The sequence below is a fragment of the uncultured Nostoc sp. genome (genome assembly GCF_937863485.1).
Lineage (GTDB): Bacteria > Cyanobacteriota > Cyanobacteriia > Cyanobacteriales > Nostocaceae > Nostoc.
Genome location: NZ_CALMFY010000181.1, coordinates 1 through 21,806 on the forward strand (window position 1 = coordinate 1; position 21,806 = coordinate 21,806).

Below are 21,806 nucleotides of genomic sequence, written 5' to 3' on the forward strand. Positions count from 1 at the left end.
GTTCAGAGTATCAACAACTGTGATTTTTTACAAATGATTTAGGATTGCTATATCTCCCCCAATTGTTTCAGATGTCCCCAAACCTTGCCCAATACCACCGCTTAAAAGACTTCCTCCTAAAATCTCTAGATTCCTAGCATTGACTGCAATATTACCGCCACCAGTCCCTTCTACATATATCGCAGCTTCATTAATGAGGGATACCGAGGTTCGTGCAACATTCTCAGGAAATTTTAAGCTGAGATTATCGCCATCTACACTCAGCGCTATAGTACCAGGTTCCGCCAACCCTCCTAACTCAACTCGTCCACCAAAAGCATTTAATTCTCCAGCATCAATACTGACATTACCACCCACCAGCAGTAAACTCTTACCATCTGGTACTCGTAAACCAAATGCATTAAAGCCTGCTGGATCTGTTCCTGCGAATGCAACTGAGTTATTTTGAATCGCTGCGCTTTGATTAATCTGATTAAACAGCAATGTTGAAGGATTAATAGTCAACAATGGTGAAGGGATATTTTTATCAGTAGCGCTAAAAAATCCGATATTTCCAAATTGTAGTGCGTTCGCTGTACTCGCCACAAACGAACCACCAATATTTAAGCTGGCATTTGCACCAAAAATAATCCCATTGGGATTAATTAGAAACAGATTAGCTGTACCATTAGTGCCAATTAACCCATCAATATTAGAAACTGATTTACCCGTTACTCTGCTAATAATGTTCTGGATGTCAATAGCGTTATTAAAGTAAGCCCCGCTATTGGTGGGGACAGAAAACTCTTGAAAACTGTGGAACAAATTGCTTCCAGCTTGGGTTCCCCCTTGAATGATTCTGATGTTGTCTTGTGTTGTGACACGAGAATTATTGGGTAGAGTGCTATCGGGGGTAATTTGGGCAAAAGCGCAATTAACAGAGAAAGCGAATGTCTGCAATACAGCTTCGCCGATCGCACTACCGATCACCAACCAACTCCCTAGTGCTAATTTCCAGCACCAACACCGCCTGCATCGCGTCATTCTAAACATTGCAACCCTTGAATAGCCAGCAAGTAAACTACAACCACCTATTAGGATAGATAGAAAACCGACGGTAGGATTGCTAGAAATAGTTACGAATAGTTACAATGCGATCGCCCTAAATGTCTGCAATCAACCTTGCCTTCCTCAAAAAGAATTGCATCACAGTCTCTTCTTTAGAAATAATATCAACTGTACCTTCCATTCCCAATTGCAGCGCACACAAGTGTTTGTCCCTACCTAGAGAAAGGCTTTCTGGCTCAATTGTTACTCCATAAAAAGCACTAACGGCTGTCATCTTTTGGTTGGTAGATGTAGTATCGGTGGCATTAGCAGTATTCCCTTGAGGTGCAATCGCATCCGGGGAAATCATCTTAACCTGGCCTTTGAGAGTACCATAATCTGGATAAGGACAAGCAGAAACCCGCATTTGTACTGATTGACCTTGTTTCAATTTATTTTTATCCTGAAGTGCTACTGCTGCCTTAATCTCCAAGGGGGCATCACTAGGGACAATTTGGGCAATTTCCTGTCCAGCAGGTACAGTTTGACCAGAGTTTCGCAGGTTTAATTTAGAAATAATTCCGTCTGCTGTGGCAGTAATTCTAGTTTGGCTGAGGTCGATATTAACCTGTTGGAGTTCGCGAGTGTCGCTCTCTAGCTGTTTTTGGATTTCAATTCGTTGCTGGATTAGAGCAAGGCGTTCTTTATCTAAAGTCGCAATGCTGGCTTTGCCAGTAGCTTTTTCTTGGGCAATGCGTTGAGAAGCGATCGCAACTTGTGCATTACTGGGATTGAGAGCAGTTTGGACATTTTGCAATTTGGCTTTAGCTGCCTGAAGAGCTTGTTCTTGCTGGCGAACAGCTAATTGTGCTTCCTCAAATTGATCTTGAGACAAGGCTCGTGCTTTGGCTACACTCTCATAGCGATTTCGCTTGGACTGGGCTGCTTTTAAACTGGCATCCGCAGCATTTACATTCGCAGAAGCTTCTTCAATATCAGTAACAGTAGTAATTTGCTTATCTTGATAGTCACGGCTGCGACCGCTTAATTCAGCTTCAGCACCAGCAATAACACGATTGACGCGCTCAGTTTCAGCTAAAACTTGGTTATTAATGGAATTAATCTGAGCATTAATTTGAATCAATTGTAAACGACTTTGCCCAATGTTACTTTGCAGTTGGCTCTTTTTGGTTTGTAACTTCGAGTTGTCAATAGTAGCAATCACATCCCCTTTTTTGAGAACTTGATTCTCTGCAACAAAGACGCGCATCACCTGACCCTCCGTAGCAGCTTGAACCAGCCGCAATTCACCAGCAGGACGGACAAGTGCCTGTCCTTTAACTGTCACTTTATATTTGGTAACAGAGGCGAGTGGAACGCCTAACCCCACAGCACAGACAAGAACTAGTCCGCCCCAAGTAGTCCAACGACCAAGTGGCGGGAGAAACTCGTTGTCTTGAATTGCGGGCAAGTAGTCTGAGTTGGAATGGCTAATCATACTGTTTTATTTACTGATTGTGCTTAATTTACCGTTAGAGTTAGAAGATTTAGGCACTAAAACATTTGTAAATGGGTTAACGCCGTCTAAAAAGTCTAAGTGTTCACCAGGTTGATCGCGTAGAGCCTCTGGAGTACCTTGGATTTTTAAACGCCCTTCTTCTATCTGTACAATCCAATCAGCGCGCCCAATGACTTTGGGGCGATGGCTAATCATAATTGTCGTTTTGCCCAGCCGATGGGATAACAGTCTATCTAGCAGTTTGGCTTCACTCACTGGATCGAGAGCACCAGTGGATTCATCTAAAATTAATATTGGTGGGTCAGTAACTATAGCTCTAGCGATCGCTAATCTCTGTCGTTGTCCACCAGAAAGATTCGCGCCAAATTCGCCTAAAACAGTTTGATATTTATCGGGCAGTTTACTAATAAACTCATCTGCACCAGCAATCTCGCAAGCCCGAACAATTTGCTCAAAGGTAATTTGGGGATAGCTGAAGCGGAAGTTTTCAAGAATTGAGCGACTCCAGAAGTGAGGTTCTTGAGGTACTAGCACCACTTGTTGTCGCAGACATTCCATTGAGAGGTCTTGCTGATTATAGATGGTATAACGGATATTGCCAGATTGGAGAAAATACAAACCAGCAAGTAATTTTGCGAGGGTGCTTTTACCACACCCGGATTTACCAATCAAGGCAATTACTTGACCACCAGGGATAATCAGCGAAAAATCTTGCAGCAAGTCAACTCTACCTGCATGGTGGAAATTGAGGTTGGTACAAATAATATCTGCATTGCCGGGAAGTTCTGCCCAAGGCTTTTTCTCGTCTTTTTCAGATTCTGGGGTAGCATCAATCACTTCCGTCAGGCGTTGGATGACAATTTGGGCAGTGATAAACTCGTCAACTAAGCCGATGACTGAACTTAAAAAGCCAAGAAAGTTGCCACTCATGCCAGTAAACGCTAGCAATTGACCAATACTTAAACTGTGATTAATTACTAAATACGAGCCTAACCACAGTAAGGCAATATTAGTGCAAGTAGAAAAAATATTGGTGATTGTGCCGCTGTAAAGCCCTAGCTTCATCGTACTCCAGCCCAAGTTAGCAAGTCGGCCATAATTCGTCTGATACTCTTGCCAAGCTTGGGGAGTCGCTTGGGTAGTTTTTAGCACCTGGACACCATGAAAAGTTTCGACGAGGAAGCCTTGGTTTTCTGTACCTAAGACAATCTCATTGCGGGTTTTCTGGCGCAAGGCTGGGAGAAAAAGCAGGTTGATGAGGGTGACAATAATAAAGGCAGCCAAGGAAGCCAAAGTCAGTCCCCAACTGTAGAACAGCATAAAGCCCAAAGAAACCAAGGCGATAAAAAATTGGCTGGGTAAACCAAGGACAATTTGGGAAACTAGCTCATTGATGTGATCCACATCGGCAATGCGGCTGACGACTTCCCCACTGCGCCGTCCTTCAAAGTATGAAAGGGGCAAGCGTAGGAGTTGTCGCCCGTATTCTAGAATTAGCCCTAATTGCAACCTTTGACCAAAGTGACCAATTAGGTGAGACTGTACCAAACCCATCACACTGCTAAATAGACTTAGAGCGATCGCTCCAATAGCGACGACGGTTAGCAATTGGGTATCTCCCCGCACAAGTACATCATCAGTGAGCAGTTGCATCATTAAGGGAGAGATAATCGAAAGTAGTCCAATGACGATGTTAATTGCGATCGCTTGGATGAGAATAGCGCGATAGGGCAAAACCCGCATCAGATAACGCCCAAAGCCGCCAATTTGATCATCTGATTGCTGATAAAAGCGGTTATCATCTGGCATCAGCAACAACATAATACCATTGCCCCAACCCTCGACTAACTCTTTGCGGGTGATGTAGCGGATGCCTACACCTGGGTCAGCAATTACGTATTTTTTACCCTTTTGCCCATACAAAACTATCCAGTGGTAACCTTTCCAGTGAATGATTGCTGGCAGAGGGGCTTTATTCAATTGATCGACCAGTTGCTCTGAGGCTTTGACTTGACGAGCATTGAATCCTAAAGTTTCAGCACCCCGGCTCAACCCCAGCAGAGAGGTTCCTCGTGACCCTGTAGCGACGGCTTCCCGCACCCGACTGATGGCAAAGGTACGTCCGTAGTGTTTGGCAATAGTGGCAATGCAAGCAGCACCACAGTCTTCTTCACTGTGTTGAAGTACACTTTGGTAGCGCATTTTTCTTAAAGACCTATCCTATTTTGTTTTAGAGCTTAAAATGAACGCTTCGCGATTAAAATACAAATGAGTCTATCAACAATTAACCCAATTGGTATTATCTTGGGGAGAAAGTTCGGTCGGAGCAATTGCTCCGATCGAAGTGGGTATTCAGCTTAGTCCGCTCGGTCTACTAGGCGTTAGGCTACCGCTGCAAAGCTGTAATCTAAACGATGAAAATTATTTAGCTTGGCTAGTAGCCCCTCGTGCTTTCATTTTGTCTACTAGACTCTCCTGATGAAAGCCCTTGACACCCACCCAATCGCTTGCCCCGTAAGTGCTCTTGCTGTTTGTACGGTGAGCCGGCGGAACCCGTTCTTGCTGACGATATTTGTCGCGTCAAAAATTGCGCCAGCCTTGATAGAGCCGATGACTTTGCCAGTTCTGAGGCTGGGAGCATTACGAATATTCAAAGTGGTGGTGACTCCGATCGTCGTGAATAGAATGCCTCCCTGGACGGTAGCTGCTGCTTCGGGAGTCAACTTGGTGAACAATGGTTCCTGTTGAATAGTGTCCATCTCAATTTCTTTGAAGTGTTCTTTGGTGTTTAACATTGTCGTTTTCCTTTTCTAGATTGGTGTTGATGTGGAATTAGTGATGTCTTGTCTAAATCCATTTGAATTCTCTAAAATTAAATCTCTAAAGTCAATACTTTTAAAGTGATTTTAGACGCATAAGTAAAGGACTTATGTTTTCATTATTTAAATTTTTTAAATTTCAAGTCAAAGGTATTTTTGTCTTGTAAATTAAAGTGTTTTGACGCTCTGAGATACTCCAAGTCACACACCTTGATACTGAAGCTATATCTTTGATTTCATAAGGTTGCGCCCGTAGTGTTTGGCAACAGTGGCACCGCAGTCTTCTTTACTGTGTTGAAGTACAATTTGGTATCGCATCTTCAAGACCTGTACCTATAAATGGTTCGCTATTTGGACAGAGCGTGAATTGTTCTATTACAAGCAAACAAAAATAGGGACGAAACATATCTCGCCCCTACTAGTTCAGAGCTTATATGCTTACTAACTCCAAAAATATTTCACAAATGATTTAGGACTGCTATAGTCCGCTCGGACTACTAGGCGTTAGGCTACCGCTGCAAAGCTGTAATTTAAACAATGAAAATTATTTAGCTTGCCTAGTAGCTCCTCGTGCTTTGATTTTGTCTACTTGACTCTAAGTTAATATTATACGCCCAGCTGAAGTGTTCAAGACGCGCTGGGTGAATTTCGCTGCAACCCATCCTGCTCGTCCGAAAAGTTTGCGGAACCCCTTGGTGACGCTACTTGATGCCTTAAAGGTTTCCCCACGTTGGATAGACCCGATCGGGCGTAATTTGGTGCTGGGAGTCGGACGAATATTCAATGAAGAACCGGGGTCGATATTTTTTGTAGTGTACGTAAAAATAGCGCCTCCCTCGACGGTAGCTGCTGCTTCAGGAGTCAACTCGGTGAACAATGGTTCCTGTTGAATAGTGTCCATCTCAATTTGTTTCAAGTTTTCTTTGGTGCTTAACATTGTCGTTTTCTTTTCCTAGATTGGTGTTGATGTGGAATTAGTGATGTCTTGTCTAAATCCATTTGAATTCTCTAAGATTAAATTTATAAAGTCAATACTTTTAAAGTGATTTTATACGCATAAGTAAAGGATTTATGTTTTTAGTATTTAAATTTTTCAAAGTAAAAATTACAAACATTTTTGACTAGTAGCACAAGAATATTTGTACGAAGGCTAACTTTGTTTTTCACTTGTGCAAATAACTCTCTTGCTTCTGCTTTATTAAATTCATAAGCCGAAGTAACTACAACAATTAAAGCCAATTCAAGAGTGTCAACAAGTAAATGTTGTTTACGTCCCTTAACCAGCTTGTCCGAATCAAAACCAATAGATTGGCATATCATTGTTCCGTTCTCTACAGATTGACAATCAACGATTGCTGCACTTAGATTTGGTTCACGCTCTTCTAGTACACCTACCTATTGTTGAAGTTTATGGTTAATAGGTTCCCATCTGCCATCCATACGCCTTTTTCGGAATAGTACACCGTTTGCCATTTGGGGAAGTCTATAGGGCAACATACGCCATTCACAACCTGCATAAAGAATATAAAATATGGCACTTATGACTGCACGTAAGTCAATATAACCAGGACGGCAACCTCAGTTTTCCTCTGGGATAAGAGATGATAACAGTTCTTATTGCTCATTTGTAGGTCTGTTGGGTATGATTTAGACATGGCTCTGGTAACACTGTCACATTTTTATCTATTGACAGAATATTGTTACATGAGCTTTTTTTTACTTTCCAAACATCCTCTTAGCGTAGGCGTTGGCGTAGCCTCTCATAGAGAAGTCCGCCGCAAGCATCGCAATACCTGCTCAGTTTCTCACGTTTTTTATTTAGAAAGCTTTTTACCTTTTTCTAACCGTCGAACTCACGTCAATTTAAGCATTTATGCAAAAAGTCTATTATTTTCATGCTGAAAATTTCAGAGGATGTTTTAAAAGTCCCAGAAGGTATAATTTTACTGCTCTCACTTGGGTTAACTTCGACGATCAATCAAAGTTTTAGCCATGTACTCAAATACTTTACTATCCTAGCTAGGAGAGCAAAAGACCCTTTTAAAACATCCTCTAACGGCATAATTAGTTACTAGTCTTGATCAGATTCAGCGACAATAGGAAATCAAACTCTGAAGATGACTGTAAATCGCCAATAGTAATGCCGGAATCTTTAGTGCGATGAATTTTTTTCTTAGCAGCTTCGCTGACCTGTCGAGTGGAAAGCCCCATCTCCTTAAGCAAGCGGTTAATGTGGCAACTGCTAACATTAATTCCCAATTCTTTTGCTAGATGCTTGCTTAACCATTGTGCTGTCCAGCGTTCAAATGGATAGTCATAATCACGGGGACTATGACTTGCTAATTCTTTTAAGCGACTTAAATACTGCTGATTCACAGTTTTAGGTCGTCCAATCAAGCGATCGCTCCAATGGTGAGCCTGTTTTGAAGAAGCGATCGCAATCCAGTAGCGTGCAGTCTCTTGAGAACATCCCAAAGCTTTACAGATTTGAGCCTGAGTTTGACCTGCATCGAAAAGCAGCATAATTTCAATGCGACGGCGGTATTCTGCCCGTAAGTCGGTTTCTAAGCTTTTCAGTAGATATTTGCGCTGAAAAGGTGTTAAGCAAAGACCTGGATTTTCCACAGTGATTCCTCCTGGTAGAACTTGCACTCTTTGGAAGTTCGTTTAGCTTCTTTACGAACCTCTGCTTACTTATCGGAATCAAAAGTCCGTGAATTCCACAACTAGTTATAAAACTTCATAATTATCCGATGAACGGTCAGAAGTTAGAGGTTGTTTGAAAAGTCTAAAAATATACTAAAAAACCCCACTTCCATTCTTCTCCCCGAAAGGTCGAGAAGCTTTGAAACCCCCATTCCCCACAAGGGAATGGGGGAACAGGGGTAAGAGGTTAGGTTTGGGAGCTTTTGGTGTTAGCAATAAGACCTTTCAAACATCCTCTCAGGGCAGCCTTGTGTTTACCAGGACTTACGCACAGGTAACGGAAAATCGTAGACACAAAGCGGTTTGCCGCAGGCTACCACAGAGGACGCAGAGAAGCCAGTGCGTTGGGCGGGTTCCCCGACTTGTTCGCGTAGCGTCTCCTTTAGGAGAAGCAACTGGCGCGACACGGAGGAATAAGAGTTTGAGAGGTTTTTTGCATAAGTCCTATTTACTAATCATTCCTCAGTTCAGTAACGTCTTTTTTTGGCATGTGTTAACAGGCATATATTCTGGGCATCATAATCCCAAGCCGAATACATTAGCTAGCAGCCATAAAACTCTTTGGCAGCAAATTTTTCATTTATAACTATAGTATCGATTTATGGCAGGTAGTTTTAAACGTTATCTCTTTGTTTGTCAATATAGTTTATACACTGAGTTAATTTTGGGATGCCTACAGATTCAATTAGGAGTAATCTGTAGTGTAGGTATTCTGACACTATCAGAGGCTAAGTTACAAGCTGCCCAAGCACATCAGACCTGGAAATCACTTTCAGAATTGACCGAGCGAGTCACTATAGTAAATCCTTCTTCAGCAGAGCAATACTCAGAACTTGGAATTCATAGAGAGGTCAGAGCGGCAGATTGGGCTGATAGCACAACTTATTCTCTACAAGGGATTGCACCAACTAGTCTGCGTACCCCTACTCAAAAGCCAGCTAGTAAGAGCGATCGCACCAGGGCATCTGGCTTTGCCAAGAGTGAACTGAACTTCGGTCATTTACAATTTTCGATACCGTTCCCCTATCAATTAGAGCCAACACCTATTTTGATGGCAGCACCTGAAAACTTCAATCCTTCATTGCGATTACCACCAGCGCTACCCGAACCACCGCAGAATTCTAGCCCACCACCAACTTCCACCAAACCAGGAACGCCGGATGCAGTTTTGGAAAGTATTGATACGGACTATCGATATGACACAGACAACTTTGGCCAAACTAATTTTTTCCTCGAACCAATGGTTAAATTTCGATTGAGTAATGGCAATAGAATATTTTTCAAGACAGGTTTTAACTTCTTTAAGCAACAGGGTGTTGAATCAGTAACCAATTTTCCCTTACAAATTGGATGGCAAGGAAAAATTGGGCAAGTGACTCTACAAACAGCAGCCGGAGTCGATGTGTTCAATCGTTTACCCACAGCTATCAATCTCAATGCTAAGGTGGAGGCTCCCATTTCACCGCCGCGAGTTTCGTCATCAGGTCGATTGCTATCGGCAGTAATACTATCAGGTAATTTAGAACAAGGACCTTATAAATCCAATGCCCGAACTTTAGACAATCAAATTACTGCTTGGCGATTTGGACCTGATTTATACTGGCAGATTGACCGTAATACCAGCTTGTTTTCGTCATTGCGTTTGGGTACTTACAACGATGGTAATTCCGAGGTGCAGTCATTTAGTAGATTAGAGCGCAAGTTTGGACAATTTTCTTTGGCGGCTAACTTATTCACTTGGAGTTACGATCGCGATTTAGAACGCACAAGTGGCTATTTTTCTCCACCAGATTTTTTAGTTTATAACGGTGAGGTGGCTTGGGAAGGAGATATTGCTAATTTCTTACGCTGTCGCCTCGCTGCCAATTTAGGACGACAACGACTTAAAGGAGAATTTGACAATGCCAATACCTATCAAACGCGCTGTACAGTAAAGGTTTCACCGAATATAGAGTTAGACCTTGGCTATAGCTTTAGTAATGTCCGAAATCAAGAAACTGGGGGAAGTGCCTATAGTGGTAATTCCTTGATCGGACAATTGCGGGTCAAATTTTAGGAGTCATTGATAAGGCTGAAGAATGAAAGCACCATTACCTGATAACGAAACACAGCGAATCGAATCTCTTTTGGAGTATAAAATCCTCGATACTCGTTCGGAAGCTGCCTTTGACGACCTCACCCGTTTAGCCTCATATATTTGTGGAACTCCCATTGCCTTAATCAGTTTAGTTGATACTAATCGCCAGTGGTTCAAGTCAAAAGTTGGCTTGGATGCCCTAGAAACACCGCGAGATGTAGCATTCTGCGCCCATGCTATTATGCAACCTGAAGTTTTTGTTGTGCCGGATGCAACAGCAGACGAAAGGTTTGCTACAAACCCGCTAGTCACCTCTGACCCGAATGTTCAGTTTTATGCTGGTGTACCGCTGATTAACTCTGAAGGATATGCACTAGGAACACTTTGTGTAGTTGACCATCTACCAAGAGACCTCTCTCCAGAACAAATTGAAGCATTGCGAATTCTAGGTCGCCAGGTAATTAAACAACTAGAAATGCGGCGCAATTTAGCAAATTTGGTATTGGCAAGTGACACACGCAAACAGGCGCAAAAGGGACGCAAACAATTTTTTAAAAGAGTAGCCGCAGGATTTGGGTTAGCATCGGCAATTTTAGTATTGATTGGCGTCATTTCTTATCAAAACACACGCATATTAATTGATACTAAAAATCAGGTGCAAAAAACCCAAGAGAAAATCAATAAACTGGAAGAATTACTGTCCGATATGAAGGATGCTGAGACTGGACAACGCGGTTATATCCTTACTGGACAAGAAAGTTATCTGGAACCTTATCAAGCAGTAGTTGAAAACATCGATCAAAAAATTGCAGAACTGAAGGATTTAATCGTAGATCAACCTAGCCAACAAAAGCAGTTTGCAACCCTTGAATCTCTGATAGCTGCAAAACTTGCCATACTCAAGCAGACTATATACCTGCGTCAAAATCAGGGATTCGACGCAGCGTTGCAGCTAATCCAGACAAATCAGGGAAAATATCTCATGGATAATATCCGCAAGGTCATACATGAGATAGAGAATCAGGATAAAACGTTGCTTCAACAGCAATCACAAGCTGCAAAAGCCAGTGCTAACAAGACGCTTTTGACACTTGCGCTCGCTATTTTTCTAAGTTTTCTCATTCTGGCTATAGTCTACTACTTAATTTCTCGTGAGGTAAAAGAGCGTAAATTAACAGAGGAAACACTGAACCAAGAACGCAACTTTATCTCAGCAGTCCTTGATACAGCCAGCGCTTTGGTAATAGTTATTGACACACAAGGGCAAATCGTTCGCTTCAATCAAGCTTGTGAACAAACAACTGGTTACTCATTTGATCAGGTGAGAGGAAGGCATTTCTGGAACCTGTTTTTACTTCCTGAACAAGTAGAGGAAGTTAAAGCAGTTTTTGAGCAGTTACGATCTGGTAAAGGGCCCAAAGAGTACGAAAACTATTGGGTAAGTAAGGATGGCAGTCGGCGGCTCATTGCCTGGGCTAACACTACCTTGCAAGACTATCAGGGCCACGTTGAATACATTGTTGCCACAGGTATCGACATCACCGATGTATTCGAGGATCTGCGCTTACGCAAACTAGCTGAACAGCATCTCAAAGCAGAGTATGCTACAACCCGGGTCTTAGCAGAGTCAACTACAATCAACGAAGCTATGCCCCAAATTCTGCAAGGAATCTGCGAAAGTTTGGGATGGGATTTAAGTGAATTTTGGATGGTAGATCAACGAGCAAATCTACTGTCATTGCTAAATTCATGGTATAAAATATCTTCAAATATGCAAGAATTTGACATCCTAAGTCGGCAGATCACGTTTGCACCAGGAATTGGGCTGCCTGGTCGTGTCTGGGCTAATGTTGAACCTGTTTGGATCGCTGATGTCATTAAAGAGCAGAATTTCATGCGCTCTCAAATCGCTGCTGAAGTAGAACTGCACGGAGCTTTCGGTTTTCCAATCCGTAGTGGTAAAAAAATCATCGGTGTCATTACCTGCTTTAGCCATGAGATCCAGCAACATGACCCGGATTTGGCAACAGTAATGAATTCGATTGGTGAGCAAGTAGGGCAGTTTATTGAGCGCAAGCAGGCAGAAGAAGAACTTCAACGCCAAAACTTGCGATCGCAATTATTTACTGAAATCACCCTCAAGATTCGTCAGTCTTTGCAAATCAAAGAAATTCTCCAAATCACTGTTACGGAGGTACAGAAAATTATCCATAGTGATCGAGTTTTGATTTATCAACCTTTGGCAGATGGATCTGAAACCACTGTAGTTGAGGCAGTAGTTTCTGGGTGGCTGGCAATTAAAGAGAAAAAGCTCACTGATGCTTACTTTCAAGCGGAATATACACAGCAATACTATCTACAGCAGTTTCGTCAAAGACGGGATATCGAGCTTGCTGAATTGGATATAGCTGAAGTCCAAAAAAGCCAGATGGAATTACTGCAAGAATTTGGGGTCAAGTCCAATTTGGTCATACCCATTCTTGTCAAAGAAGAACTCTGCGGTTTACTGATTGTCCATCAATGTAGCAGTTCCCGCCAATGGTCTAGCTTTGAAACTCATCTTTTACGGCAAATAGCTGACCAAGTAGGTATTGCCTTAGCCCAAGCCCAAATGTTAAACGCAGAAACTCAACAGCGACGAGAACTCGAAATTGCCCGTCAGCAAGCTGAATTAGCTTCTCAAACCAAAAGTGCGTTTTTGGCCAATATGAGCCATGAAATTCGGACTCCGATGAATGCTGTGTTAGGCATGACAGGCTTAATGTTAGAAACTCCCCTCAATTCAGAGCAACGGGATTTTATTGAAACAATTCGCATTAGTGGAGACGCTCTTTTAAGCCTGATCAACGAAATTTTGGATCTGTCCAAACTTGAGGCTGGGGAAATGGCACTGGAAACTCTAGATTTTAACTTATCTAGCTGTGTGGAAGAGGTATTGGAATTATTGGCTCCCCCAGCCCATAATAAGGGATTAGAAATAGCAGCGTTGATTTATCCCAACGTCCCTAACCACCTCCAAGGCGATGCTGGCCGCCTGCGGCAAATTCTGATGAACCTGATCAGCAATGCGATCAAGTTCACCAGCAATGGAGAGGTAATATTACGAGCAGAATTGCGTTCGCAAACCTCTACTACAGCTACCATTTATTTTGCCATCATAGATACCGGTCTTGGCATTACTTCTGAAGACCAATCCAAACTCTTTACACCATTTACCCAAGTAGATGCTTCCACTACCCGCAAATATGGCGGTACAGGTTTGGGATTAGCCATCTGTAAGCAACTGGTAAGCTTGATGGGAGGAGAAATTGGCGTAGAAAGTCAGTTGGGAAAAGGATCTAAGTTTTGGTTTGAAGTAACTCTCGCCAAGCAACTTTACCCTATTTCCTCAGAAGGCAATGGCTTCGCCAACGCCAAGGGCGAACGCGAACTTTTGCTCAATCGGCGCTTGTTAGTAGTGGATGATAATGCCACTAATCGCAAAATCATCCACCATCAAGCTACCCGTTGGGGGATGCTGGTGGATCAGGCTGATTCGGCTACTACTGCCCTCCAAGCTATTCAGGAAGCCGCCAAGCAAAAAAATCTCTATGACATAGCTGTGGTTGATATGCAGATGCCAGAAATAGATGGGATGACCTTGGGAGAGCAAATTAAGGCAAATTCAGCGATCGCTGGGCTACCTTTAATTATGCTTACATCTACTAATCAACGGGATGAAATCCAACGAGCGCTAAAAATAGGATTTGCGGCTTATTTGGTCAAACCTGTTAAGCCGTCCCGACTCCTCGATACCATGATGACTATCTTAGGAACCCAGATGGAAGAAGAGGAATCAGAAGTCAGAAGTCAGGAGTTAAAACTTAAAAATCACGAAAACAACAGCAACTATCATTCTCCTGGCTCCCTCAAACTTAGAATTCTCTTAGCTGAAGATAATCTGGTGAATCAGAAAGTTGCCTTGAAGCAACTCCAAAGCCTGGGCTACAGCGCTGATGTCGCTGGTAACGGGAAAGAAGTTTTGCAGTTATTGGAAAAAATTCCCTACGATTTAATTCTGATGGATTGCCAAATGCCAGTTCTGGACGGTTTTGAAACCACAAAAGAAATTCATCGTTGGCAAGAAAGCAGCTTTGTCAGCAGTTGTCGTCCTGTGGTAGTTGCAATGACAGCTAATGCCATGAAAGAAGATCAACAAATGTGTCTAGATGCCGGAATGGACGACTATCTAAGCAAGCCAGTAACTAAACAAAAATTGGCTGCGGCGCTACAGCGTTGGGGAAGTGTGATATTTAAGGCAAAAGAAATAGCTGCCACAGAGCAGATTTCTACAAGAGATGTCAGTTCAGTTAACCTCCCAATTGATTGGGAACGTTTGCATCAACTTTCGGAAAATAATCCAGAATTTGAATTGGAACTACTGCAAATATTCGTTGAAGATATTCAACCTCGTCTAGAGGTAATAAGAATAGCGATCGCTGCTCATGACTTTGGTCAAATAGCGCGAGAAGCCCATCAAATCAAAGGTGCTAGTGCTAATGTTGGAGCAACAACTATGCATCTGGCAGCAGAAAAACTAGAACAACTAGCTTATAACCAAGAGCGTCGAGGTACTACTAACTTCATCTCAGAGTTAGAAGAGTTTGTTAAACGCATCCAAAAATTTTTGAAATGTCAAGATAGTAACGCAGAAATCTAAAAAAATAATAATATTTATTAATAAACAAAAGGTGACAATTTTTTATGAGTAAGCATGAATAATACCTATTTTCCATTTCTCATTACCTATTTCATATTTTGAATGATAGAACTTGCAAACAACTGGGAATAATAACTTTGATGTACTAAAAGTAGGTTCGGTGAGTTAACTGCGTCTTATGCTGAGAATTTTTAGCCTAAATATCAGTTAAATGCATCACCTCTTATCCCCAATTAATTCCCGAAAAGTGAGGTTTTCCTAATGAGTCAGATGAGTAGAGACGATGTACGAGAACGGCTTGGCAATATCGATCAGATCCGCGATATTATTTTGGGAACACAGCTAAGAGAGTACGAAAATCGATTTAACAAGCTGGAGTCAGATATCTCTCTCCTGCAACAACAGATGCGATCGCATGTCGATCAACTTAAGTCAAACTTTTCCGCTGAACTAAAGACAGGGTTTGAGACGGTGGAGAAAAAGCTGAAGTCACTCAACCTGACAACTCAAGAAGAAACTCTTGACTTACGGCAACAAGTTGATAGACTCAATAAAAAGTTCTCTAACAGTGTTCAGTCACTTGATGACACATTAGATAGCCAAACTACCTCGATTCGAGATGAAATCTTTCAAACTAAAGTCCAATTACAAGATGATGTCACGGCGTTACGGGATCTGATTTTAGAAGAAATAGATCGACGCTTCTCACAGTTGACAGACACTAAGGTTTCTAAAGATGATATGGCTGAAACTTTGTTTGCTTTGGGAATGCGTCTGAAAGAAACTGAATTCATTCCTAAATTGCGAGAAGCAGCCGATGAAGGCAGCAACGACTATACTCCTGTACCGCTTCTAGAAACTGCAAATTTGTCAAAAGTGTTAACTCACTCCAACAGTACCGCAGAATTACATTCCTAATCAAGTCACAGGGCAAGGATAAATGAAGGAGATAAGGGAGATAATTGTTCACTCCTAACTCTTGTACAGACGCGATTAATCGCGTCTCTCTACTCCCAACTCAGCACTCAGCACTTTTAAAGACGAGACTTACTGATATGACTCAGGTGGAAAATTCGATTTCTCAATCTTTTGAGTTAAAACCAGAAAAAGCTGTAGAGCTTGACAATTTATTGGATTTACTTGTCGAACTGAAAATTATCGAATCACCTGAGCACTCTTTTTCTTTATTACCATCAGAAACTGATAATAGTCATGAGTATATTACAGAAGAAATTGAATTACTGCAACTTCCTCCAGTGCCGTTAGAAGTATGTGAAGCTTATTTAGAGTCAGCTTGGAATTTTCCTCCAAATATATCTAATCCATCACAAATTACTCAAGAAGAATTAGAAAAATCTATTGAGATCTTTGCAACTTTTGAGGAAACGTTAGACAACTCAGAGGATGCATTGCAAAAATTACGGGAGATATTGGTCGGATATGAATTAGCAGAAATCAATAATATCCTAGATAAATTTGAACGAAAAATTACAAAAATAGAGGATAAAATTTATGACTCTAAAGAGCTAATAAATCTACTAATACCATGTATTTCTGAGCTTTTAAGGCAGAAGATTACAGAGTCAAAAGAGGAAATTGTAGAGATAATTGCTCCAATTATCGATCAGGCTATCCATAGTCGCACTGAACAAGATAAAATTAGCATGAGTGCAGCGATCGCTCCTACTATTCCCCTAGCTATTTCCCAGCAGATTATTGTTGCTCCAGAGGAAGTTTCAGATGCGATCGCACCTGCAATCGGACGAGCTATTAAAAAGCAAATTGAAATTGAACAGAATATTGTTGTGGATGCACTCTACCCAATTATTGGCAGTACCATAGCTAAATATATGGCAGAGACAATCCGTGCCATCAATCGGCAAGTCGAAGAAACCCTCAGTGTTGAAGGAATAAAACGTAAAATTCGTGCCAAGCTACAGGGAGTTTCTGAAGCAGAATTAATTTTTAAAGAAGCTCTACCATTTACGATTCAAGCCATTTTCTTGATTCATAAAGCATCTGGTTTAGTTATCTCAGATATTCAGCGCTCTGATGCACAGCAGTTAGAGGCTGAAATGGTAGCAGGAATGCTGACAGCAATTCGTAGCTTTGCCAATGATTGTATCAATCAATCTGGAAATATTACAGAATTAGACGCAATTGAATATGGAACATCTAAAATAATTTTAGAAGTTGCAGGATACTGTTATTTAGCGCTCGTTGTACAAGGAGAGCCAAGCAAAAATTTTATTTTGAAAATGCGGCAAATATTCAGCAAAATTGTTCAAAAACATGGTGATTTAATTGAAAAATTTGATGGTGATCCAGATACAATCCCTATCGAAGTTTATACACTTCTAGAAGAACTGAAAGATACAGATATTCAGCATAAAAAGGAGAAAAAATTCTCACCACTACTGATATTAGGGTTAACAGTTATTAGCACCATTTTCATTCCTTGGTGCTTTTGGCAATACCATAGTGGAGTGATCCATTCTATTGAAAATCAAACTTCCTTGGCTCTAATTTCTGTTCCAGAACTAGCTGTATATCGGCTCACAGTCCAGGTAGAACACAATAAATTAAAATTAATAGGACGATTACCTAACCAACTTCTTCGCCAGAAAGCCGAGCAAATTGTCAAAATAACCTCCCCTAATTGGTTGATTGACAATCAAATTTTATTAGTAGAAGTACCAGCAGATCCTGTATTAGCTGCTGCTGAAGTCAAAAGAATCACAGCAGTTTTAAATCAGACTGACGGCATAGCAATTTCTGCTCAATACATTGCTGGTAAAGTAGCTGTCGAAGGTACTGTCAACCGAATTGCAGATGCTCAGATTATTGCTCATGCACTTGAAGCAGTTCCAGGTGTAAAATTTATATCTAGCGCAGTGCGAGTCCAACCCCCACAGATTGAAGTTCGATTTTACTTTCAACCTGATTCAGCGAGTTTGATGAGAGCGAATTTAGGGTACAAGGTTCAACAGGTAAAGTTTTTCCTCAATCAGCACCCAAATCAGCATTTAAAAATCATTGGTTATAGTTATGACCATACTGGTAAGAATACATCTCAAAAATTGGCACTTATGCGAGCAAAGGCTGTACAAGAAGCATTGATTAAATTAGGTATTGAGCCATCTCGTCTACAGATAATTGGTAAGACAAATTTACCACCAGGAATTGATGTAACTCACCCCTTATGGTTAAGCCGCTGTGTAGTTCTAGAACCGATAAACAGGCAATTTTAAGTTTAAAATAGCTCTGATTCATATAAAATATTACCTACTTTCCCTCAACTATGTCTACAATCTCTAAAAAAATCTGCTTATTTGGTGATTTTGGTGTTGGTAAAACTAGTCTAATTCGCCAATTTGTAGAGTGTCAATTTAGTGATGAATATCTTTCGACTGTAGGAGTAAAAATTTCTCGTAAATCGGTTGATGTTTTTACAAAAGACTTGTATGATGGGCAAAGTTTACAGCTTATAATTTGGGATATTGAAGGCAGTAATAAGTTTAAGGCAGTTGCTAAAAACTATTTTCAAGGTTCTAAAGGTGCTGTGATAGTTGGTGATGTCACACAACCAGAAACGCTCAATCATCTCCAGGATCATATTCAAAGTTTTTTAGCTGTTAATCCTAAAAGCTATATTGTTGTTGCGCTGAACAAATCAGATATGATTGCAGCCGAGTATTTAGAAAAAATGCGTCAAATGTATCAATTTAGTGAGCAAAATAACATATTAGACACCTATTTGACTTCAGCTAAAACTGGCAAAAATGTTGATGAAATATTTAAAAGTTTAGCCACTCGTTTAATTTAGTAAAATGAACTCATTGTTAATAAACTTATTATCTATATGTCATATTGAATATTTGATAATTGATGAAAACTTCAAGATTCTGGAGAAGTCTTTGGGACTAAATCATTTTGCTGACATTCCTAATGAGGTGAAGCAAGGTGAGGATATTAGGATTGTATTTCCAGAATTAGAGGGGCTTGAAGATATTTTTGATGCGATTCGAGAGGGGGAGCAAGATAATTTTGAATTAAAGGGGATTATGCGCTCACAAGATATAGCTTCTCCTTTGTATATTGATATTCGTATTACTAAAAATATACAAGAAGATCATTCTAGCAATACGCTAATCATTCTTGTGGAAGATGCGACAGAAAGGATGGTTCTTGAGCAATCTTTGTTTCAAGGTGCAAATGAGGCAAATCTTTTGTTACGTAATTTAAGGGCTTCTAAACAATATATTGAGCAAATTGTGACATCAATAGCAGACGCCTTATTGGTAACAACACTATCAGGAAAGATAAAAAAAATAAATCTTGCGGCACAAATTTTATTAGAATATGACGAAGTAGAACTCCTGGGTCAATCTATTACAAAAGTTATTAGAGAAATCAATAACTATCCACTAATAATTAGTGGTATTGAAAATATTGGTAGCCTGCAAAATAAAGATATAAATCCTCTGGAAAAAGAGGTTGAAACCGTTTGTTATACCAAAAGTGGTAAAACAATTCCGGTAGCTTTTTCATACTCAATAGTAAAGACAGAAATTGAACATTTTCAAGGTTATGTTTACATTTTGCGAGACATGACTGAACGGAAGCAAGCAGAACTTGCTAAACAGGGATTTTTAGCGATGATTAGCCATGAGGTTCGGACTCCGATCGCATCAGTAACTGGTATGGCCAGCTTATTACTAGATAGTGGATTGACTGCCGAACAGCAAGATTTTGTTGAAACCATTCACACCAGTGGAAATTCCTTACTCAAAATTATTAACGATTTCCTTGATTTCTCCAAAATACAATCGGGGAACTTGGAACTAGAAGAAAAACCTTTTGGTTTGCGAAATTGCATTAATGAGGTTCTTTATTTACTTGCACCTAAAGCTAGAGAAAAAGGTTTAAAACTCACATTTTTAGATACTCCTAAAGTTCCTACTAGGATTGTGGGTGATATCACCCGACTGCGCCAAATCTTTATTAATTTACTTAGTAATGCTATTAAATTTACTGGAACTGGAAGCATAGAAGTTTCAGTTATAACCCGCAAGAATAGCAATATTAATTATTCTTCTGCAAATACTGACGAGATTCAGTTTAGTGTTAAAGATACAGGTATCGGAATTCCACGCGATCGCGTTGAACGTTTATTTAAAGCCTTCAGTCAAGTTAACTCCTCCATTACTCGACTGTACGGTGGTACTGGGTTAGGTCTTGCCATTTGTAAGCAACTGTGCGAGTTAATGGGTGGCAGAATTTGGGTTGAAAGTGAGCTTGGTGCAGGTAGTACATTTTACTTTACGATTGCTGCTTCTATTATTCCAGAGGAGTCAGAAGTCAGCAGTCAGGAGTTATTCTTGTTGTCCCCGCCTAAGAGCGTCCCTATGTCTTCTTTCCCGTCACCTGACTCCCAGAAATTAAGAATTCTCTTAACTGAGGATAATCTGGTGAATCAAAAAATAGCCTTGAAGCAACTCAAAGGCCTGGGCTACAGTGCTGATGTCGCTGGTAATGGGAAAGAAGCATTGCAGTTATTAGAAAAAATTCCTTACGATTTGATTCTGATGGATTGCCAAATGCCAGTTCTCGACGGTTTGGAAACCACAAAAGAAATTCATCGTTGGGAAAAAAGCAGCTTTGCCAATGGTTGTCGTCCTGTGGTGATTGCGATGACAGCTAATGCGATGAAAGAAGATAAACAAATGTGTCTAGATGCCGGAATGGACGACTATCTGAGCAAGCCGGTGATGAAAGAAAATTTAGCTGCGACACTAGAGCATTGGGCAAGTGTGATATTCAAGGCAAAAGAAACGGATGCCATGGAACAGACAGTTTCTACAACAGATGTCGGTTCAGTTGATCTCGCAATTGATTGGGAACGCTTGCATCAACTCTCAGAAAATAACCCAGAATTTGAATTGGAACTACTGCAATTATTTGTTGAAGATATTCAACCTCGTCTTGAGATAATTAAAATAGCGATCGCTGCTGATAATTTTGAGCAACTAGCGCGAGAAATCCATCAAATTAAAGGTGCTAGTGCCAATGTTGGAGCTACAACCATGCATCTAGCAGCAGAAAAACTAGAACAACTAGTTTATAATCAAGAGCGTCGAGGTACTACTAACATAATCTCAGAGTTAGAAGAATTTGTTAAAGGCATCCAAGAATTTTTAATCAGGACTCCTAACTTTTAATTCCTAACTCATGACTGCCGTTGCAACTTTGGTAATATTTACTAATAAATAAACAGTAACGATTATCTACTGTCGGCTCATAACTCAATTTGTCGGCAATGGCGGACATGATTTTTAAACCACGACCACGCTCTTGCTCATTTTCCTCAAATTCACATATTTGCTGCAATTGCTGCTCTAAGTCAAAGGGTTCACCTTGAGACCAGATGCGAATTTCTATGTATTCATCTAATCGGATAGCTTCCATCTCAATAGGAGTTTCAATAGGTAGATTTTTGTGGGCATGTTCAACAATGTTAGTAAAGCCTTCTATCATCAGTGTTTGACATTGCCACCAAATTTGTTTATCAGGAATAGGTGGTAGATTCATCTGCTGGAACCAAGACAGGACTTGAGGCGACGCTATCAGGTCTGTATTGACTTTTAGATAAATTTTATTTTTCACTTTTTAACCAATAAAATATTTTAAAATCATCATATTCCTTAATTAGTTTATTTAATTTGAGTATTTTTACTATACATTAAAAACTAAATTGCATATAAACCTCATCCATCTTGAAAACTGGAGTTTTACTAAAAAAGATAACTTCAATCGCACCACTACCAATAAGTAGTTTTTTTGCTAAAATTCTAGCGTAATTTAAAAGCCCTTCACCAAATGAACCAGCAACTCCACCATACTGAGTGACAGTTGACCAGGCTAAAGGTGTTAATAGTTATCAATTATCAGTCATCAGTT

15 protein-coding genes are annotated in these 21,806 nt (G+C 40.6%); 6 read left to right on the top strand and 9 right to left on the bottom strand.

All coding sequences use genetic code 11. From position 1 onward, the window contains the following. Nucleotides 1–27: 27 nt before the first annotated feature. The 8 genes from Q0541_RS23850 to Q0541_RS23880 all read right to left on the bottom strand — a co-directional run bounded on the left by Q0541_RS23850 (nt 28) and on the right by Q0541_RS23880 (nt 8,016). A complete protein-coding gene (locus Q0541_RS23850) occupies nt 28–1,023 on the bottom strand; it encodes a filamentous hemagglutinin N-terminal domain-containing protein (protein ID WP_298916401.1) in 996 nt (331 codons plus the stop codon). Between the two features lie 118 nt (nt 1,024–1,141). Further along, nucleotides 1,142–2,524 carry an HlyD family efflux transporter periplasmic adaptor subunit gene (locus tag Q0541_RS23855; protein WP_298916404.1) on the bottom strand — a complete coding sequence of 461 codons (1,383 nt, stop codon included), beginning with the start codon at nt 2,522–2,524 and terminating at the stop codon, nt 1,142–1,144. A gap of 6 nt (nt 2,525–2,530) precedes the next feature. Next, nucleotides 2,531–4,747 (bottom strand): peptidase domain-containing ABC transporter, encoded by a 2,217-nt coding sequence (locus Q0541_RS23860; RefSeq protein ID WP_298916407.1) that lies wholly within the window; start codon nt 4,745–4,747, stop codon nt 2,531–2,533. Between the two features lie 263 nt (nt 4,748–5,010). After that, nucleotides 5,011–5,340, bottom strand: a complete 330-nt coding sequence (locus Q0541_RS23865; RefSeq protein ID WP_298916410.1) for a hypothetical protein — start codon at nt 5,338–5,340, stop codon at nt 5,011–5,013. A gap of 619 nt (nt 5,341–5,959) precedes the next feature. Continuing rightward, nucleotides 5,960–6,301, bottom strand: a complete 342-nt coding sequence (locus Q0541_RS23870) for an SH3 domain-containing protein (protein ID WP_298916413.1) — start codon at nt 6,299–6,301, stop codon at nt 5,960–5,962. 140 nt (nt 6,302–6,441) lie between these two features. Next, complete coding sequence (locus tag Q0541_RS23875) at nt 6,442–6,684, bottom strand: hypothetical protein (RefSeq protein ID WP_298916416.1); 243 nt, start codon at nt 6,682–6,684, stop codon at nt 6,442–6,444. 75 nt (nt 6,685–6,759) lie between these two features. Continuing rightward, complete coding sequence (locus Q0541_RS34590; protein ID WP_366941924.1) at nt 6,760–6,924, bottom strand: hypothetical protein; 165 nt, start codon at nt 6,922–6,924, stop codon at nt 6,760–6,762. Between the two features lie 504 nt (nt 6,925–7,428). Next, nucleotides 7,429–8,016, bottom strand: a complete 588-nt coding sequence (locus Q0541_RS23880; protein WP_298916419.1) for a helix-turn-helix domain-containing protein — start codon at nt 8,014–8,016, stop codon at nt 7,429–7,431. Nucleotides 8,017–8,671: 655 nt separating this feature from the next. On the opposite strand from Q0541_RS23880, the gene Q0541_RS23885 reads away from it, so the two are divergent. The 6 genes from Q0541_RS23885 (at nt 8,672) to Q0541_RS23910 (ending at nt 21,067) form a co-directional block, all read left to right on the top strand. Beyond that, complete coding sequence (locus Q0541_RS23885; RefSeq protein WP_298916422.1) at nt 8,672–10,126, top strand: hypothetical protein; 1,455 nt, start codon at nt 8,672–8,674, stop codon at nt 10,124–10,126. A gap of 22 nt (nt 10,127–10,148) precedes the next feature. Further along, on the top strand, nt 10,149–14,846 hold the full coding sequence (locus Q0541_RS23890; protein ID WP_298916426.1) for a response regulator: 4,698 nt from the start codon (nt 10,149–10,151) through the stop codon (nt 14,844–14,846). Nucleotides 14,847–15,116: 270 nt separating this feature from the next. After that, complete coding sequence (locus tag Q0541_RS23895; protein ID WP_298916429.1) at nt 15,117–15,764, top strand: hypothetical protein; 648 nt, start codon at nt 15,117–15,119, stop codon at nt 15,762–15,764. Between the two features lie 137 nt (nt 15,765–15,901). Further along, complete coding sequence (locus tag Q0541_RS23900; protein ID WP_298916432.1) at nt 15,902–18,097, top strand: OmpA family protein; 2,196 nt, start codon at nt 15,902–15,904, stop codon at nt 18,095–18,097. 50 nt (nt 18,098–18,147) lie between these two features. Then, nucleotides 18,148–18,672: a Rab family GTPase gene (locus Q0541_RS23905; RefSeq protein ID WP_298916435.1), complete on the top strand. Its 525-nt coding sequence runs from the start codon at nt 18,148–18,150 to the stop codon at nt 18,670–18,672. Nucleotides 18,673–18,676: 4 nt separating this feature from the next. After that, entirely contained in the window at nt 18,677–21,067 is a 2,391-nt protein-coding gene (locus tag Q0541_RS23910) for an ATP-binding protein (RefSeq protein WP_298916438.1), read from the top strand. Here Q0541_RS23910 and Q0541_RS23915 read toward each other — a convergent pair. Beyond that, nucleotides 21,057–21,512 carry an anti-sigma regulatory factor gene (locus tag Q0541_RS23915; RefSeq protein ID WP_298916441.1) on the bottom strand — a complete coding sequence of 152 codons (456 nt, stop codon included), beginning with the start codon at nt 21,510–21,512 and terminating at the stop codon, nt 21,057–21,059. The genes Q0541_RS23910 and Q0541_RS23915 overlap by 11 nt on opposite strands. Between the last annotated feature and the right edge of the window lie 294 nt (nt 21,513–21,806).

Bases quoted from the DNA above. Each gene is read 5' to 3' on its own strand.
- Q0541_RS23860 (WP_298916407.1), bottom strand. From the start codon at position 4,747: ATGCGCTACCAAAGTGTACTTCAACACAGTGAAGAAGACTGTGGTGCT.
- Q0541_RS23870 (WP_298916413.1), bottom strand. From the start codon at position 6,301: ATGTTAAGCACCAAAGAAAACTTGAAACAAATTGAGATGGACACTATT.
- Q0541_RS23910 (WP_298916438.1), top strand. From the start codon at position 18,677: ATGAACTCATTGTTAATAAACTTATTATCTATATGTCATATTGAATAT.
- Q0541_RS23895 (WP_298916429.1), top strand. From the start codon at position 15,117: ATGAGTAGAGACGATGTACGAGAACGGCTTGGCAATATCGATCAGATC.
- Q0541_RS23885 (WP_298916422.1), top strand. From the start codon at position 8,672: ATGGCAGGTAGTTTTAAACGTTATCTCTTTGTTTGTCAATATAGTTTA.
- Q0541_RS23900 (WP_298916432.1), top strand. From the start codon at position 15,902: ATGACTCAGGTGGAAAATTCGATTTCTCAATCTTTTGAGTTAAAACCA.
- Q0541_RS23905 (WP_298916435.1), top strand. From the start codon at position 18,148: ATGTCTACAATCTCTAAAAAAATCTGCTTATTTGGTGATTTTGGTGTT.
- Q0541_RS23855 (WP_298916404.1), bottom strand. From the start codon at position 2,524: ATGATTAGCCATTCCAACTCAGACTACTTGCCCGCAATTCAAGACAAC.
- Q0541_RS23890 (WP_298916426.1), top strand. From the start codon at position 10,149: ATGAAAGCACCATTACCTGATAACGAAACACAGCGAATCGAATCTCTT.
- Q0541_RS23850 (WP_298916401.1), bottom strand. From the start codon at position 1,023: ATGACGCGATGCAGGCGGTGTTGGTGCTGGAAATTAGCACTAGGGAGT.
- Q0541_RS23865 (WP_298916410.1), bottom strand. From the start codon at position 5,340: ATGTTAAACACCAAAGAACACTTCAAAGAAATTGAGATGGACACTATT.
- Q0541_RS23875 (WP_298916416.1), bottom strand. From the start codon at position 6,684: ATGATATGCCAATCTATTGGTTTTGATTCGGACAAGCTGGTTAAGGGA.